Origin of the sequence: Streptococcus sp. 3613 (genome assembly GCF_013277375.1) — a bacterium.
Lineage (GTDB): Bacteria > Bacillota > Bacilli > Lactobacillales > Streptococcaceae > Streptococcus > Streptococcus pseudopneumoniae.
Map to the genome: position 1 here is coordinate 20,065 of NZ_VMMV01000027.1, position 14,854 is coordinate 34,918.

A 14,854-nucleotide genomic window follows, 5' to 3' on the forward strand; every position below is an offset into this window, starting at 1 on the left:
TTTATAGTTTCACTAGATGAGCTTTTTAAAAGAAATATTAGAGATCAATTTCTGAATAAAAATAGCTGGGAACACATCATCTTCCTAATAATACGTCTTGTCTTATGTGACATTTTTATACTCTTCGAAAATCTCTTCAAACCACGTCAACGTCGCCTTGCCGTACTCAAGTACAGCCTGCGGCTAGTTTCCTAGTTTGCTCTTTGATTTTCATTGAGTATTATCTCCATCATTTATACTGATATACAAAATAGTACGGAAAACTTCTCAAAAGTAAGAATTTCTTTTACAAACAAAGGAAAACGCTTGCATATTGTTTTACTACATGCTATACTGGTATAGAAATTTATTGATTGGAGAATCATCATGAGAAAAACACCAGCTCAAACTGAGAAAAAAATGGTCTACAGCATCCGTTCCCTCAAAAATGGAACTGGTTCTGTCCTTATCGGCGCAAGCCTTGTCTTGCTTGCCATGGCTACACCAACTATCTCAGCCGACGAAAGTACACCAACCACTAACGCAAATAATAGTGAAACTACTACTGCCCTTGCCCAGCCTCTTACTGATACAGCAACTAGCACTGGTAAGAAAGAAAGCGATTTTTCTTCACCTAATAATGCAAGCGCTTCCCTAGAGAAAGAAGAAAAACCTGCAACAGAGGCAACCACTCCTGTTGCAAGCCCAGCCGATCCAGCACCACAAACTGGACAAGATCGTTCAAGTGAGACAACTACTTCCACTAGTCCAGTAACGACTGAAACTAAGGCAGAAGAGCCCATCGAAGATAACTACTTCCGTATCCATGTCAAAAAACTTCCTGAAAAAAACAAGGATGCTCAAGGACTATGGACTTGGGACGATGTTGAAAAACCATCTGAAAATTGGCCAAACGGAGCCTTGTCCTTCAAGGATGCCAAAAAAGATGACTACGGCTATTACCTAGATGTCAAATTAAAGGGAGAAGAAGCCAAGAAAATTAGCTTCCTCATCAACAATACAGCTGGAAAAAATCTAACCGGCGATAAATCTATAGAAAAACTAGTTCCAAAAATGAACGAGACTTGGTTAGACCAAGATTACAAGGTTTTCTCTTACGAGCCGCAGCCTGCAGGAACTGTTCGCGTCAACTACTACCGCACAGATGGCAACTATGACAAGAAATCTCTCTGGTACTGGGGAGATGTGAAAAATCCAAGTAGCGCTCAATGGCCTGACGGAACAGACTTTACGGCTACAGGCAAATATGGCCGCTATATCGACATTCCTCTTAATGAAGCCGCAAGAGAATTTGGATTTTTATTACTAGATGAGAGCAAACAAGGAGACGACGTGAAAATCCGTAAAGAAGATTATAAATTCACAGATTTGAAAAATCATAGCCAAATTTTCCTAAAAGACGATGACGAATCAATTTACACAAATCCATACTATGTCCATGATATCCGTATGACAGGTGCCCAACACGTAGGAACTTCTAGCATTGAAAGTAGTTTTTCAACACTTGTCGGTGCTAAAAAAGAGGATATCCTCAAACACTCCAACATCACTAATCACCTAGGAAATAAAGTAGCTATCACCGATGTTGCAATAGATGAAGCTGGTAAAAAAGTGACCTACAGCGGAGATTTCTCTGACACAAAACACCCATATACTGTTAGCTACAATTCCGGCCAATTCACTACCAAAACAAGCTGGCGCCTGAAAGATGAGGCTTACAGCTATGATGGTAAACTTGGAGCTGATCTTAAAGAAGAAGGAAAACAAGTTGATTTGACCCTTTGGTCACCAAGTGCTGATAAGGTTTCTGTCGTTGTCTACGACAAGAATGACCCTGACAAAGTAGTTAGAACTGTCGCTCTTGAAAAAGGGGAAAGAGGAACTTGGAAACAAACTCTAGACAGCACAAACAAACTCGGAATCACCGATTTCACTGGATACTACTATCAATACCAAATCGAGCGTCAAGGTAAAACTGTTCTTGCACTCGATCCTTACGCTAAATCTCTTGCTGCTTGGAATAGCGACGATGCCAAGATTGACGATGCCCATAAAGTGGCTAAAGCCGCCTTTGTAGATCCAGCTAAACTCGGACCTCAAGACTTAACTTATGGTAAGATTCACAACTTCAAGACTCGTGAAGACGCCGTTATCTACGAAGCTCATGTGCGCGACTTCACTTCAGATCCTGCCATTGCAAAAGACTTAACCAAACCATTTGGTACATTTGAAGCCTTTATTGAAAAACTAGACTACCTCAAAGACTTAGGTGTGACCCACATCCAGCTCCTTCCAGTCTTGTCTTACTACTTTGTCAATGAATTGAAAAACCATGAACGCTTGTCTGACTATGCTTCAAGCAACAGCAACTACAACTGGGGATATGACCCTCAAAACTACTTCTCATTGACTGGTATGTACTCAAGCGATCCTAAGAATCCAGAAAAACGAATCGCAGAATTTAAAAACCTCATCAACGAAATCCACAAACGTGGCATGGGAGCTATCCTAGACGTAGTTTATAACCATACAGCCAAAGTCGATCTCTTTGAAGATTTAGAACCAAACTACTACCACTTTATGGATGCTGATGGGACACCTCGAACTAGCTTTGGTGGTGGACGCTTGGGGACAACCCACCATATGAGCAAACGGATCCTAGTTGACTCTATCAAATATCTAGTTGATACCTACAAAGTGGATGGCTTCCGTTTCGATATGATGGGAGACCATGACGCCGCTTCTATCGAAGAAGCTTACAAGGCTGCACGCGCCCTCAATCCAAACCTAATCATGCTTGGTGAAGGTTGGAGAACCTATGCTGGTGATGAAAATATGCCTACTAAAGCTGCTGACCAAGATTGGATGAAACATACCGATACTGTCGCTGTCTTTTCAGATGACATCCGTAACAACCTCAAATCTGGTTATCCAAACGAAGGTCAACCTGCCTTTATCACAGGTGGCAAGCGTGATGTCAACACTGTCTTCAAAAATCTCATTGCTCAACCAACCAACTTTGAAGCAGACAGTCCTGGAGATGTCATCCAATACATCGCAGCCCATGATAACTTGACCCTCTTTGACATCATTGCCCAGTCTATCAAAAAAGACCCAAGCAAGGCTGAGAACTATGCTGAAATCCACCGTCGTTTACGACTTGGAAATCTCATGGTCTTGACAGCTCAAGGAACTCCATTTATCCACTCCGGTCAGGAATATGGACGTACTAAACAATTCCGTGACCCAGCCTACAAGACTCCAGTAGCAGAGGACAAACAACCAAACAAATCTCACTTGTTGCGTGATAAGGATGGCAATCCGTTTGACTATCCTTACTTCATCCATGACTCTTACGATTCTAGCGATGCAGTCAACAAGTTTGACTGGACTAAGGCTACAGATGGAAAAGCATATCCTGAAAATGTCAAGAGCCGTGACTACATGAAAGGGTTGATTGCCCTTCGTCAATCTACAGATGCCTTCCGACTTAAGAGTCTCCAAGATATCAAAGACCGTGTACACCTCATAACTGTTCCAGGCCAAAATGGTGTAGAAAAAGAGGATGTAGTGATTGGCTACCAAATCACTGCTCCAAACGGTGATATCTACGCAGTCTTTGTCAATGCGGACGAAAAAGCTCGCGAATTTAATTTGGGAACTGCCTTTGCCCATCTAAGAAATGCTGAAGTTTTGGCAGATGAGAACCAAGCAGGACCAGTCGGAATTGCCAACCCGAAAGGACTTGAATGGACTGAAAAAGGCTTGAAATTGAATGCCCTTACAGCTACTGTTCTTCGAGTCTCTCAAAATGGAACTAGCCATGAGTCAACTGCAGAAGAGAAACCAGACTCAAGCCCTTCCAAGCCTGAACATCAAAATGAAGCTTCTCTCCCTGCACATCAAGATCCAGCTCCACAAGCTAAACCTGATTCTACTAAACCATCTGCAACAGTAGCTGATTCAGAAAATAAACCTAGCCAAGCTACAACTGGTTCACAAGCTTCACAACCAGCACAAGAAGCACAAGCATCATCTGTAAAAGAAGCGGTTCGAAACGAATCGGTAGAAAACTCTAGCAAGGAAAATATACCTGCAACCCCAGATAAACAAGCTGAACTTCCAAATACAGGAATCAAAAACGAAAACAAACTCCTATTTGCAGGAATCAGCCTCCTTGCGCTCCTTGGTCTCGGTTTCTTACTAAAAAATAAAAAAGAGAACTAAACTAGCCCTCCTATAGAAAAATCCCCCAAGCCTTAACGCTCGGGGGATTGATTTTTGCCCTGATAAGCCTATCTATCAAATCATATATTCTACACTATAGGTCGCATCCGAGAGTATTCGTGCCAAAAATTGCTTGGTTCGTTCTTCTTTTGGACGACTAAAGAAATCATGGGCATTATTTTCTTCAACAATTTTCCCACCGTCCATAAAAATAACATGATTGGCTACATCTCTAGCAAAACCCATCTCATGAGTCACTACTACCATAGTAACTCCTTCTTTAGCTAACTGTTTTAAAACATCTAAAACATCCCCTACCAACTCTGGATCCAAGGCCGATGTTGGCTCATCTAATAAAATGACCTCTGGTTTCACAGCAATGGCACGCGCAATACCGATTCGTTGTTGCTGGCCTCCAGAAAGCTGAGAGGGATAGTAAGCTTTATAAGCTAGTAAACCAACTTTTTCTAAGGCAGCTTCCGCACGTTTGATGGCTTCTTCCTTAGGAATTTTCCGAGCAATAATCAAGCCCTCCAAAATATTTTCCAAGGCCGTTTTATTAGCAAATAAATTATAATGTTGAAAAACAAAGGCGGTCTTCTGGCGAATTTCTAAAATATCTTTTTTGGTCAATTTGCCAAGATCGTATTCTTTATCAGCAAGCTTCAAAGAGCCACTATCGGCTTTTTCTAAATGATTGAGACATCTGAGAAAAGTCGTTTTACCTGATCCAGATGGCCCCAATATTACAACCACATCCCCTTGGTTGACCTTGAGATTAACATCTTCCAGGACTTGTCTGTCTCCAAATTTTTTTGCAACATGTTCTACTTGTAACATTGTCTCCTCCTATGCTAAACCTGTACTGGGCACTACTTGTCCCTTTTTTCTTTGAATATAGCGTTTCTCTAAGATTGAAAAGCCCCATTGAATCAATCCGCAAATAAGAATGTACTGTAAAAAGATCACAAAATAGGATTCAAAATACTGATAACCATAAGACGCTTCAACACGGGCAATGGCTGTAATATCCTTAATGGTCATCACAAAGACCAAAGAGGTTCCTTTTACAATATTTATGACTAGATTAGCCAGATTGGGCAAGGCTGATTGCAAGGCCTGTGGAAAAACAATCCTCACATAAGCCTGACTAGTGGTTAAACCAATCGCTTGTGCAGCTTCTAATTGTCCCTTATCCACAGTCAAAATAGCCGAACGTAAGATTTCTGATAAACTACCTGTTGTCATCAAACTATAGATAATAAAAGCATAATAGATCGGATTGAGTTTAAAGATATCAACATCACTCCCTATGCTTTTGAGAAATTGATTGAGCAAACTCGGAAACAAACTATAAAAGAAAAGAATCAGCAAAATCGGAGGTGTTGCTCTTATAAAAGCTAGATACACGAGAGAGAAAGTTCGAACACCTTTGACTTTATATATTTGTCCCAGAGCTAAAAACAAGGCTGATCCAAAACTTAAGACCATGGCTACAATCATAATGATTAAGGTGGTTGGCACCCCTTTTAAGGTCTCTAAAAAAGTTTTCGCAATATAGTCTAAATCCATATCCTATCTCCCTTTCGTTTCCAAAGATTTTTCTAACAAGCGACTCAAGAAGGAAACAGCCAAGGCTACACCCCAATAAAGAATGGCAACCGCTGTATAGGTTTCAAGAGAGTAATTCCCCAAATTGCGACTGATTAAGAGATTCCCAGCTCCCATGACATCCACAAAACCAATCGTATAGGCTAGGGCAGCGTCCCGCATCAAATTTAGAATAGCGGTCGTCATATTTGGAAGAGCCACTTGAAAAGCCTGAGGAAAAATGATTCTCCAAAATGTCTGACTAGGGGTCAGACCAATACTGACTCCAGCTTCCATCTGACCTTTGGGAATTGCCTGATAGGACGCCTTAAATACTTCTGCAATGATAGCCGCAAATAGCAAGACCATGGTGAATAAGACGAAGACCGTCTTAGACCAGTTGTTGATATCTAAATTCAGCCACCATTTTAAAAATTCAGGTAAACCATAAAAGACAAGGAATAGTAAAACAATAGGGGGAGTACAGCGAAGAGTGAAAATATAGCCCTTAGAAAGACCTGCAAAAGTCTTGTCTTCTCCCACTTGAGCCCAAGCCAGTAAGACACCGAAAAGGGAACCGAGGACTGTAGTAAAAAAGAGAATGGACAAGGTCATAGGAAGAGCCTGCCATAAGGTTGGTAAAAATTGGAACACTCTTGAAAAATCATATGAAACCATATAAACTTCTTTCTAATACTCAATGAAAATCAAAAAGCAAACTAGCCGCAGGTTNNGTTGTGGATAGAACTGACAAAATCAGTAACCATACCTACGGCAAGGCGACGTTGATGCGGTTTGAAGAGATTTTCGAAGAGCATAACACGCCTGACTGCTCATCTAATCTCTATCAACGTAGCTAAAGACATCTTCTTTAAAGTATTTTTGAGAAAGTTTAGCTAGAGTACTGTCTTCTTTTAATTCTTTAATCGCTTTTTCATACTCTTTAGCAAACTTCTCACCCTTTTCATCACGGTGAATCAAGGGATAGGTTGGAATTCCTTTATAAGGGAACCAGCTAAGTTTGTCCGCATATTGGTGGTAAGAACCATCATCTGTTGTCACCGCTTTTTCAAAAGACAACTTGATGTCAAAGAAAGCATCATAACGTCCTTCTAAAACCCAAGCATAAGCATCTGCCACCTTGAAAGATTCAGCAGCTGTCAACTCAATTGGTGTATCCTTGTGCTTGTCATTATAGCTATTAATCACATTCCACTGGGCATTTTGAGGAGAGATGGGTACTAATTTTCCTTTATTTTTGGCGAAATCATCAATATTCTTATATTTAGCTTCATCTCCTTTTCTGACAGTAAAACCAATAATGCTGGCTCCTACTGGCTCAGATGGAATAATGAATTTCTTAGCCCGTTCATCTGTATACCAAGCACCTTTAGTTCCAATATCGTACTTGCCAGACTCAAGTCCAATCAAGAGATCATCATCACTAGTTCCAGTATACTCAAATTTATAATCTGCTAATTTCTCATCAACCGCCTTTAAAACAGCAACTTCATAACCATCTGATTCCCCTTTTTCGTCAATAAAATCATAAGGGACATAGTTTTGAGTATGGGCAACTTTTAAAGTTGTTACTTGTCCAGACGAAGCTGCATCTGCACCTTTAGCAGATGCTCCCGACAAAGTCCTACCAATAATCGTTGCTCCAAGCACTGCCACAACCGCAACTCCACCAACAATCCATGTTTTCTTACTCATATTCTTCTCCTTTATTTAGCTACTGCTTCTCTCACCCACTGGATACGCTCCACTGCAATATCGTTTGGAATGGTACAATCTGCTCCAAGTATGAGGCCATCTTTCCCTGTTTCTTCTACCAATCGTTTGGTTTCAGCCTGAATTTCTTCCTTACTGCCTCGATAGAGAAGGCCATCTTTACCGTTTTCAAATCCTCCCAGAACAGCACGACCCTTGAAAATCTCACGACCTTCTTTTAGGCTAATCCCTTCTGGACCAACTGCCCAGTTAAAAACATGAGCTGGATAGTCGGCAAAGATATGAATATCGTTTCGGGCTCCTTCATAGCCACAGATATGAAGTATATTTACCCCACCAACCGACTTAGCCGCATTTAAAACAGTCAGTTCACTCGGCGCAATAATCTCCTGATAGGCTTCAGCAGAAACACGCGCATCCTGAATACTTTGCACACTGAGATAAATACCATCTACTCCTGCATCTTTAATAATAGCTTGACTCAAGCTAGCGATATCTTGCGCAATCACATCAAGTACTTTTTTCAATTTCTGAGAATCTTGAACTAAGAAGTCTGCAATGAGATCATCTCCACCAGACACTTCTCCAAGTAACCATTTGAGGTAGGTCACAGGCGCAAAAATATTGTAAATAGCAACAATATCTTCCGTAAACTCCTGCTTAATCTTCTTCACTAATTCTACCTGCTCTCTAATCCACGGATGATCTTTACCCAGAGGTTGAATCTCCGACAGCTCTTGGAGTGACTTCCCTTTGGCAATAACTGGATTTGGATAAGCAAAATAGCCATCACTCATCAACTTGATAAAGTCTGGATGTAGGTCACGGATAAAACGTTTGTGACCTTGTATGTTCTTTTCAATAATCACAGGATTGGAAAATCCCTTTAACCATTCCTCTTCTGATGTAAAGTGGTGCCAAAAACCTACAGGTACACGGCCAACCACTTCTCCTCTAAATGCTTTTAAAACCCAGTCTCTTTTTTCTGACATCTCTATTTTCCATTTCTTTCTTTTTCAACTAATAAAACACTGGCAATATCATTGGTTTGAATAAAGGGAAGACTTCTCTTCTGAAAATCCTGAATCCCATGACATCTTGGCCCTTCCTTACAAGCAAGTCCCTTTGTAAGACTGATCGCAAGTAAGATGACAAAGCCGAGGGCCGTCCCTACCAATAGCCACTTTTTTCTTTTCATAAGGCTCTCCTATTCTAACATAGCAGCCTGACGAATCCAGTCCAATCTTTCTAATTCAAAGTCATCTGGAACCGTGCAATCCGCTCCAAGAAGGACTCCTCTAGTCCCAGCTTCAGCCAACAATCGTTTGGTTTCCTCTTGTAGTGCAGCCTTTCTACCTCCATAAAGCAGGCTCTGCTTCCCATTTTCAAAACCACCCAAGACCGCTTTGCCATGAAATAGCTCCTGACCTTGAGGTAAACTGACTGCTTCATGGTGGGTTGCCCAATTGAAAACCTGGGCTGGATAATCTTTGAAAATAGTCACATTGTTACTGGCACCTTGGAAACCGCAGATATGCAGGATATTTACCCCACCTACCTGATTGGCAGCTTCTAAAACCTTTATGTTACTTGGCTCAATATAGGTCTGATACAATTCTGCTGTGATGCGCTCATCCTGAATTTCTTGTGTACTGAGATAGATTCCATCTGCTCCACCATCCTGAATGATTTTTTTAGTTAGGATAGCGATATCCTCAGCTATCACGTCTAAAACATCCCTGAATAGCTCTGGATTTTCAAGAAAAAGATCTGAAACCTCCTTATCACCTCTAGAAGTCTCTGTACGAAACCACCTTTTCAAATAGGAGATCGGAGAAAAAATATTGTAAAATGATGCAATGTCCTCAGTGAAGGTTGCTCGAATAGCCTCTACCACTTCTACTTGTTGCTGAATCCAAGGATGGTTTTCACCAATCGACTCAATAGAAGCTAACTCCTGAAGACTTGTAACCTTAGGACTGTAGACATTACTTGGATAAATGAAAAATCCGTCACTCATCATTTTGACAAAATCAGGATGGATTCTTTCAACGTACTTCCGATGTCCCTCTACACTTTTTTGAAAGATACGTGGATTATTTAAACCTTGTCCTTTTTCCTCCAGTATTACAAAATGAAACCAAAAGCCAACAGGAACCCGTTCCACCTCTTCTCCTCGAATAGCTCTAAAAACTAGCTCTCTTTTACTTGTCATACTTCTCTCCTTCCATTTGGATTGAAACCATCTTACCACTCCTTTTGACCTTTTCCCAATATATATTGACTATCGACTTGATTGGGATTGTTTATATCAATAGAGAAAAAAATCTCTGAAAAGCTTGATTTTACTAGCTTTTCAGAGATTTTTTCTGTTTATTGCTTTTTAAAATAGTTGTTATATAGATTTTTTATCAGCCTGATTAGTATTTTTTATTAAGCCTCTTTCATGGCAAAGTAAGCCCGGACTTTGGGTGCTACTTGTGTTCCGAATAGTTCAATAGCTCTCAGAACCTGATCATGAGGCATAGAACCAAGAGGTAGGTGCAACATGAAGCGGTCCAAATCTAAATCCTCTATCATGCGAATCAATTTTTCGGCCACCTGATCTGGATTGCCCACAAACATGGCGCCATTTGATCCTACCTGCTCCAAATATTGCTTATAACGCAATTCTTGCCAGTGTGGACGGTCTTTGGAAATAGCATCCACTACTTGCTTGGTCGGATGGAAATAATCTTTCACAGCCTGCTCGCCATCTTCAGCAATCCACCCCCAAGAATGGACCCCAACCTTTAGTTCATGACTGGCATGGTCTGCTTCGCTCCCAATCTCACGATAAGCCTGAATCAACTTTTTAAAATAACGAGGGTTACCACCAATAATGGCATAGACAATCGGTAGGCCTGCCTGAGCAATCTTTACTGTTGATTCGACATGACCACCTGTCGCTATCCACAAGGGTAATTTGTCCTGAACTGGACGAGGATAAACTTCTTTACCAGCAATCGTTTGGGTCAATCGACCTTTCCAGTCTAGCTTTGTCTTTTCATTGACTAACTGGAGCAAGTCTAATTTCTCATCAAAAAGGGCTTCGTAGTCTTTCAAATCATAGCCAAACAGAGGAAATGATTCCGTGAAAGAACCCCTTCCAGCCATAATCTCCGCACGTCCATTTGACAAAGCATCGATAGTGGCATATTGTTGGAATAAGCGAATCGGATCCATGCTCGAGAGAATGCTGACTGCACTGGTCAAACGGATTTTCTTGGTATTGACTGCCCCAGCTGCCAGGACAATCTCTGGGGCTGATACTGCAAAATCCTCTCGATGGTGCTCACCAATCCCATACACATCCAAACCAACCTTGTCAGCCAGTTCAACCTCTGCTAGCAACTGGCGAATGCGTTCGTCATGACTGTAAGTTTGCCCAATCCCTTCAAGCTCCGTTGTTTCCCCAAATGTTGAAATTCCCAATTCTACCATTGTGATTCTCCCTATCTACTCTGTCCTTCAATTTGAAAAATTATTCTAATACTCAATGAAAATCAAAGAGCAAACTAGGAAGCTAGCCGCAGGCTGCTCAAAGCACTGCTTTGAGGTGGTAGATAGAACTGATGAAGTCAGCTCAAAATACTGTTTTGAGGTTGCAGATGGATGCTAACCTGATTTGAAGAGATTTTCGAAAAATATTAAATATACTCTACAATTTGCTCAATCAATTCTGGGTCGTCTAAACCTGTAACTTGTATAACAACATCTTTGACTGATTGTTTAGCCAACAATTCACCTAATCGAATACTTTCTTCATCATTTACATCGCGATAGTCAAAGGCATAGCCAACTGTTTTAAGTAGGTTTTCATATGACAAACCAAGTTCTTTCAATTCACGTATCGGCCGGATGAATCGTTCATTATAGCCTAATTTTCGGATTGGAGTACGAGCTACGCGACTAACCTCGTCCACTATGAAAGGATTTTCAAACCGTTCTATAATGACTTTGTGATAATTCTCCAATTCTTTTTTATCAAAGTTCCATTTGGCAATCAAGAGACTCCGAATTTCAGTTAATACAGATTCAATCCGAGATTTGATATTAGGATTTTGAAGAGCTTCCAAAATTGTCTTGGCACCATAATGCGCACCAATGTAAGCTGAAGTTGCATGTCCAGAATTGACTGAAAAAAGTTTTCGCTCAATAAAGGGTTCTAAATCTTCTTCATAATGCACATCTTTTAGACGTAAATCTGGATTTTTAAGACGCTTGGTTTCCACGACCCATTCATTAAAGGGCTCGACCACAACAAAAAGGGAATCCTCGTGACTTTGTGCTGGAACAATCCTGTCTACTGCAGCATTTGGAAAACCTATGTAGTTATCAGCAAATGTCAAACCTTCCGGACTTAAATATTTCTTGACTTCTTGATAAAGAAATTGAGACCCGCCAATCATATTTTCACAGGCCATAACATCCAATGCCTGTGTATTTCCTGCAACTCGGCGAGCTTCGATTCCTTTGGCTAGAAGTTCAGCGATAAAAGGGAGTATATTAGGTCCGATTGCAGTAGTAATAATATCCGTCTTTTGAATCGCTTCAATGACTTGCTCAGGGTCTTCTTTGCTATTAATGCCAGCCACATTAGTTACTTCTATACGAGACTGTCCTTTCTGTGCAATTTCAATTTCATACTTGCCCTTTTCATTTAGAGCATGAATTATCTGATTATTGACATCCACAAAATCAATATGGAAACCATTTTTAAATAGAATTTCACCTATAAAACCACGACCGATATTACCGGCACCAAAATGAACAGAATGTTTCATTCAATTTCTCCTTTTCCTATTTGAGGGACATATATACTAGATGACAAATGACGAAATTCAATTATTCAACAGCATCAAATAAGCGCAACACTTCCTCTTTTGACTGAGCATCTGCTAGTTTAAGAACATTATCTACATCTGCACAGAAGATAGAAATTTTCTGAATAATTTCTAAGTGTTCATTACCAATACCAGCAATACCAAAAAGAACCGTTGCCACTTGAGGGTTAGATACATTCCCAAAATCAACCCCTCTAGGGACTTGAACGACTGTAATACCAGACTTGAGGACATCATTTTTTGCTGCATCTGTTCCATGCGGTATGGCGATAAAGTTACCCATGTAAACAGATAGCTCTTTATCTCGCTCAATCATGGCTTCAATATAGTCTTCATTAACATATCCACCCTCATAAAGAACTTGCCCACAATAACAAATAGCTTCCTCCTTGTTAGAAAATTGTTTATTAAGCTTAATCAAATGTTTTTCAAGTTTCATATTAGTTCTCCAATTTCTTAATTTTTTCGTTAAAAATAGTATTTAGCATCTGATAAATAATGGATTGATTTCCCGTCTTGTAAATCTCTGTATAAAGATGATTTTCAATAATCGACTGACTGATAGCTGTCATTAAATCTCTCGCTTCCTCGCTAGCTTCTTTAGACATTAGCATTAGCAGACACCTTTTGACCTCTTCTTCCTCTCGTTTCATTGACAATGCGGAGATAGGTAGTTTGAGTTCAAACATAGTAAAACTATTTGTTGTTACTTTGCTAGACTGACTATGTAAAAGCACCAGACCAGTATTAGGAATAGCCATAGGACTATTCTGGAAGTGAGATAACAATTTTCTTGTTAGGTAATCTCTGTCACTCACATTCTTCTGATATTGGATGATTTGTTCTACCGTGTGCTCAAATGATTGATTATTCTCCAATTGAACCAACTCGAATTGACTCAAAAGCTGACTACTAGATATTAAATAATCTTGCAAGTCATAACTTTTCTCTGGAGCGATAGCATCACGCGCGACAATTGTACGATGTGCCTGTACATACTGAAGTCGTTCCTGTAATTCAAGCAATTCTTTGACGGTTGGAAAACTAGAAATTACATCGATTTCCTGATTAGTCAGCGGCTTGGTAGATAAAATATAATCATACTGACTGAGATCAATACTATGGTAATCTACTAGAGACTGAATATCTATCAACTCTACAAAAGGAGCAACACTCTTAATTTTACTGACTAATAAATCTCTAGTGACCCGACGTTCATCCGTTAAAAGCAAAACACGGACTGGATAAATCTCTGGACTACGGCCTAAGCTAGAGATAAAATGTAGGGCAATCATGCCATACTCATACTCTGTATGAAAATATTTCGGAAAAATATCATTCACTAAAAGACTGATGACTGTATAAAGAAATTTATTCCTTTCAACTAAAATCTGGACAGATTCTGGCAAATTTTCACCCTGAAAAAGGATAGGGACGCCTAAACTGAGCCGAATATGATGGAAAAGAAAATTGAATAAAACCTTGTCCTTAAAAAAGTCAATCTTGGTATACATGGAAACCGTATCAATCAGATTTGAAATATTGTAGAAAAATTCACCATCAAATTTCTCCGTAAAGAGCGGATTGTCCTGACGTTTAATGATTAATTCATCCAAGATGCTCGCAAAATAGATAATTTCCTGAATACTATAAAATTGTGCAGTCTGCTTAGAGTAAGCTTGAAAAATTTTTTGAGAAATTTCCAAAGCCTGCTTACTAGTATTAGGTGAATTTTCAATGTTTTGCTCCTGACCTATAAGAGATAACAAGATCGCAAAAAACATCTTCATCCTAGCATCCATATCTGGAAAACCTGACAGTTGCTTATTAACAATCTGACTGGCCAGCCTAGTTCTATCTGCTTCTAAAATATCAAAGCTCCCAAAATTACCGGTTGAAAAATCTGCTACTGAGATACAGTTTGTCAGTAAAATAGCCAAAAATCTTCTCTTACCAACTGAATCACCAGAAATACGATAACCTTTTTGTCGTTCAATTTTCAGATCAAAGTCTAAAAGACGCTTATCAATATCTGAAATATCCTGAATAATAGTTACATTACTGACTTTCATGCATTCTTGCAATGCTTCATTGGTGACAAAACCACTCTCAGTCAGAAGGCGATAGGTAATCAACTCTTGTCTTTCTTGGGGACTATACTCAACTAACACTTCAAGTTCTGTCGGCAAATCATCCAACTCTCCAGTCAAAATATAGTATTTCCCATGCTTCGTTATTTCGATTCCATATTGCTCCATGCTATCTGTCAAATCTGATAAAGTTCGATAAATTGTTCTAGATGAAACCTGTAAGATTTCAGTCATGTCTTGCATTGAAAGCTTCCCTACATGTAGGAAAGCCTTCAATAATTGTTCTTCTCGTTTGGTTAATAGCATTCGTAATTTAGAAACCTCTAG

General features: G+C 39.8%; 13 protein-coding genes. 2 read left to right on the forward strand and 11 right to left on the reverse strand.

Going from position 1 to position 14,854, the window contains the following annotated elements:
- Positions 1 to 366: 366 nt before the first annotated feature.
- Positions 367 to 4,227 (forward strand): LPXTG-anchored pullulanase SpuA, encoded by a 3,861-nt coding sequence (gene spuA, locus HT708_RS03260; RefSeq protein WP_172925979.1) that lies wholly within the window; start codon positions 367 to 369, stop codon positions 4,225 to 4,227.
- Between the two features lie 75 nt (positions 4,228 to 4,302).
- Here the strand turns inward: spuA and HT708_RS03265 are convergent, their stop codons facing one another.
- From HT708_RS03265 to HT708_RS03300, 8 genes are all read right to left on the reverse strand, one after another.
- Positions 4,303 to 5,067, reverse strand: coding sequence for an amino acid ABC transporter ATP-binding protein (locus HT708_RS03265; protein WP_050207582.1), 765 nt, complete (start codon positions 5,065 to 5,067; stop codon positions 4,303 to 4,305).
- Positions 5,068 to 5,076: 9 nt separating this feature from the next.
- Positions 5,077 to 5,799, reverse strand: coding sequence for an amino acid ABC transporter permease (locus tag HT708_RS03270; protein WP_172925980.1), 723 nt, complete (start codon positions 5,797 to 5,799; stop codon positions 5,077 to 5,079).
- 3 nt (positions 5,800 to 5,802) lie between these two features.
- Positions 5,803 to 6,495 (reverse strand): amino acid ABC transporter permease, encoded by a 693-nt coding sequence (locus tag HT708_RS03275; protein WP_172925981.1) that lies wholly within the window; start codon positions 6,493 to 6,495, stop codon positions 5,803 to 5,805.
- Between the two features lie 159 nt (positions 6,496 to 6,654).
- Positions 6,655 to 7,533 carry a transporter substrate-binding domain-containing protein gene (locus HT708_RS03280; protein ID WP_172925982.1) on the reverse strand — a complete coding sequence of 293 codons (879 nt, stop codon included), beginning with the start codon at positions 7,531 to 7,533 and terminating at the stop codon, positions 6,655 to 6,657.
- Between the two features lie 11 nt (positions 7,534 to 7,544).
- Positions 7,545 to 8,543 (reverse strand): uroporphyrinogen decarboxylase family protein, encoded by a 999-nt coding sequence (locus tag HT708_RS03285; RefSeq protein WP_166730956.1) that lies wholly within the window; start codon positions 8,541 to 8,543, stop codon positions 7,545 to 7,547.
- A 2-nt stretch (positions 8,544 to 8,545) separates the two neighbouring features.
- The gene (locus tag HT708_RS03290; protein WP_000823549.1) at positions 8,546 to 8,749 is read right to left on the reverse strand and encodes a hypothetical protein; all 204 of its coding nucleotides are present in this window, start codon (positions 8,747 to 8,749) and stop codon (positions 8,546 to 8,548) included.
- A 9-nt stretch (positions 8,750 to 8,758) separates the two neighbouring features.
- The gene (locus HT708_RS03295) at positions 8,759 to 9,766 is read right to left on the reverse strand and encodes a uroporphyrinogen decarboxylase family protein (protein ID WP_000202170.1); all 1,008 of its coding nucleotides are present in this window, start codon (positions 9,764 to 9,766) and stop codon (positions 8,759 to 8,761) included.
- A 218-nt stretch (positions 9,767 to 9,984) separates the two neighbouring features.
- Positions 9,985 to 11,034 (reverse strand): LLM class flavin-dependent oxidoreductase, encoded by a 1,050-nt coding sequence (locus HT708_RS03300; protein WP_000229791.1) that lies wholly within the window; start codon positions 11,032 to 11,034, stop codon positions 9,985 to 9,987.
- 55 nt (positions 11,035 to 11,089) lie between these two features.
- Between HT708_RS03300 and HT708_RS03305 the strand changes: the two genes are divergently transcribed.
- On the forward strand, positions 11,090 to 11,212 hold the full coding sequence (locus HT708_RS03305; protein WP_153300023.1) for a chlorohydrolase: 123 nt from the start codon (positions 11,090 to 11,092) through the stop codon (positions 11,210 to 11,212).
- 28 nt (positions 11,213 to 11,240) lie between these two features.
- On the opposite strand, the gene HT708_RS03310 is transcribed toward HT708_RS03305, so the two are convergent.
- The 3 genes from HT708_RS03310 to HT708_RS03320 all read right to left on the reverse strand — a co-directional run bounded on the left by HT708_RS03310 (position 11,241) and on the right by HT708_RS03320 (position 14,833).
- A complete protein-coding gene (locus tag HT708_RS03310) occupies positions 11,241 to 12,377 on the reverse strand; it encodes a mannitol-1-phosphate 5-dehydrogenase (RefSeq protein ID WP_138700356.1) in 1,137 nt (378 codons plus the stop codon).
- Between the two features lie 61 nt (positions 12,378 to 12,438).
- A complete protein-coding gene (locus tag HT708_RS03315) occupies positions 12,439 to 12,876 on the reverse strand; it encodes a PTS sugar transporter subunit IIA (RefSeq protein ID WP_000764149.1) in 438 nt (145 codons plus the stop codon).
- Position 12,877: 1 nt separating this feature from the next.
- Positions 12,878 to 14,833, reverse strand: coding sequence for a transcription antiterminator (locus HT708_RS03320; protein ID WP_172925983.1), 1,956 nt, complete (start codon positions 14,831 to 14,833; stop codon positions 12,878 to 12,880).
- Between the last annotated feature and the right edge of the window lie 21 nt (positions 14,834 to 14,854).

Excerpts from the sequence above, each read along its gene's own strand:
- HT708_RS03295 (WP_000202170.1), bottom strand. The coding sequence starts at position 9,766 with ATGACAAGTAAAAGAGAGCTAGTTTTTAGAGCTATTCGAGGAGAAGAG.
- HT708_RS03285 (WP_166730956.1), bottom strand. The coding sequence starts at position 8,543 with ATGTCAGAAAAAAGAGACTGGGTTTTAAAAGCATTTAGAGGAGAAGTG.
- HT708_RS03305 (WP_153300023.1), top strand. The coding sequence starts at position 11,090 with ATGAAAATCAAAGAGCAAACTAGGAAGCTAGCCGCAGGCTGCTCAAAG.
- spuA (WP_172925979.1), top strand. The coding sequence starts at position 367 with ATGAGAAAAACACCAGCTCAAACTGAGAAAAAAATGGTCTACAGCATC.
- HT708_RS03280 (WP_172925982.1), bottom strand. The coding sequence starts at position 7,533 with ATGAGTAAGAAAACATGGATTGTTGGTGGAGTTGCGGTTGTGGCAGTG.
- HT708_RS03300 (WP_000229791.1), bottom strand. The coding sequence starts at position 11,034 with ATGGTAGAATTGGGAATTTCAACATTTGGGGAAACAACGGAGCTTGAA.
- HT708_RS03290 (WP_000823549.1), bottom strand. The coding sequence starts at position 8,749 with ATGAAAAGAAAAAAGTGGCTATTGGTAGGGACGGCCCTCGGCTTTGTC.
- HT708_RS03320 (WP_172925983.1), bottom strand. The coding sequence starts at position 14,833 with ATGCTATTAACCAAACGAGAAGAACAATTATTGAAGGCTTTCCTACAT.
- HT708_RS03275 (WP_172925981.1), bottom strand. The coding sequence starts at position 6,495 with ATGGTTTCATATGATTTTTCAAGAGTGTTCCAATTTTTACCAACCTTA.
- HT708_RS03270 (WP_172925980.1), bottom strand. The coding sequence starts at position 5,799 with ATGGATTTAGACTATATTGCGAAAACTTTTTTAGAGACCTTAAAAGGG.
- HT708_RS03315 (WP_000764149.1), bottom strand. The coding sequence starts at position 12,876 with ATGAAACTTGAAAAACATTTGATTAAGCTTAATAAACAATTTTCTAAC.
- HT708_RS03265 (WP_050207582.1), bottom strand. The coding sequence starts at position 5,067 with ATGTTACAAGTAGAACATGTTGCAAAAAAATTTGGAGACAGACAAGTC.
- HT708_RS03310 (WP_138700356.1), bottom strand. The coding sequence starts at position 12,377 with ATGAAACATTCTGTTCATTTTGGTGCCGGTAATATCGGTCGTGGTTTT.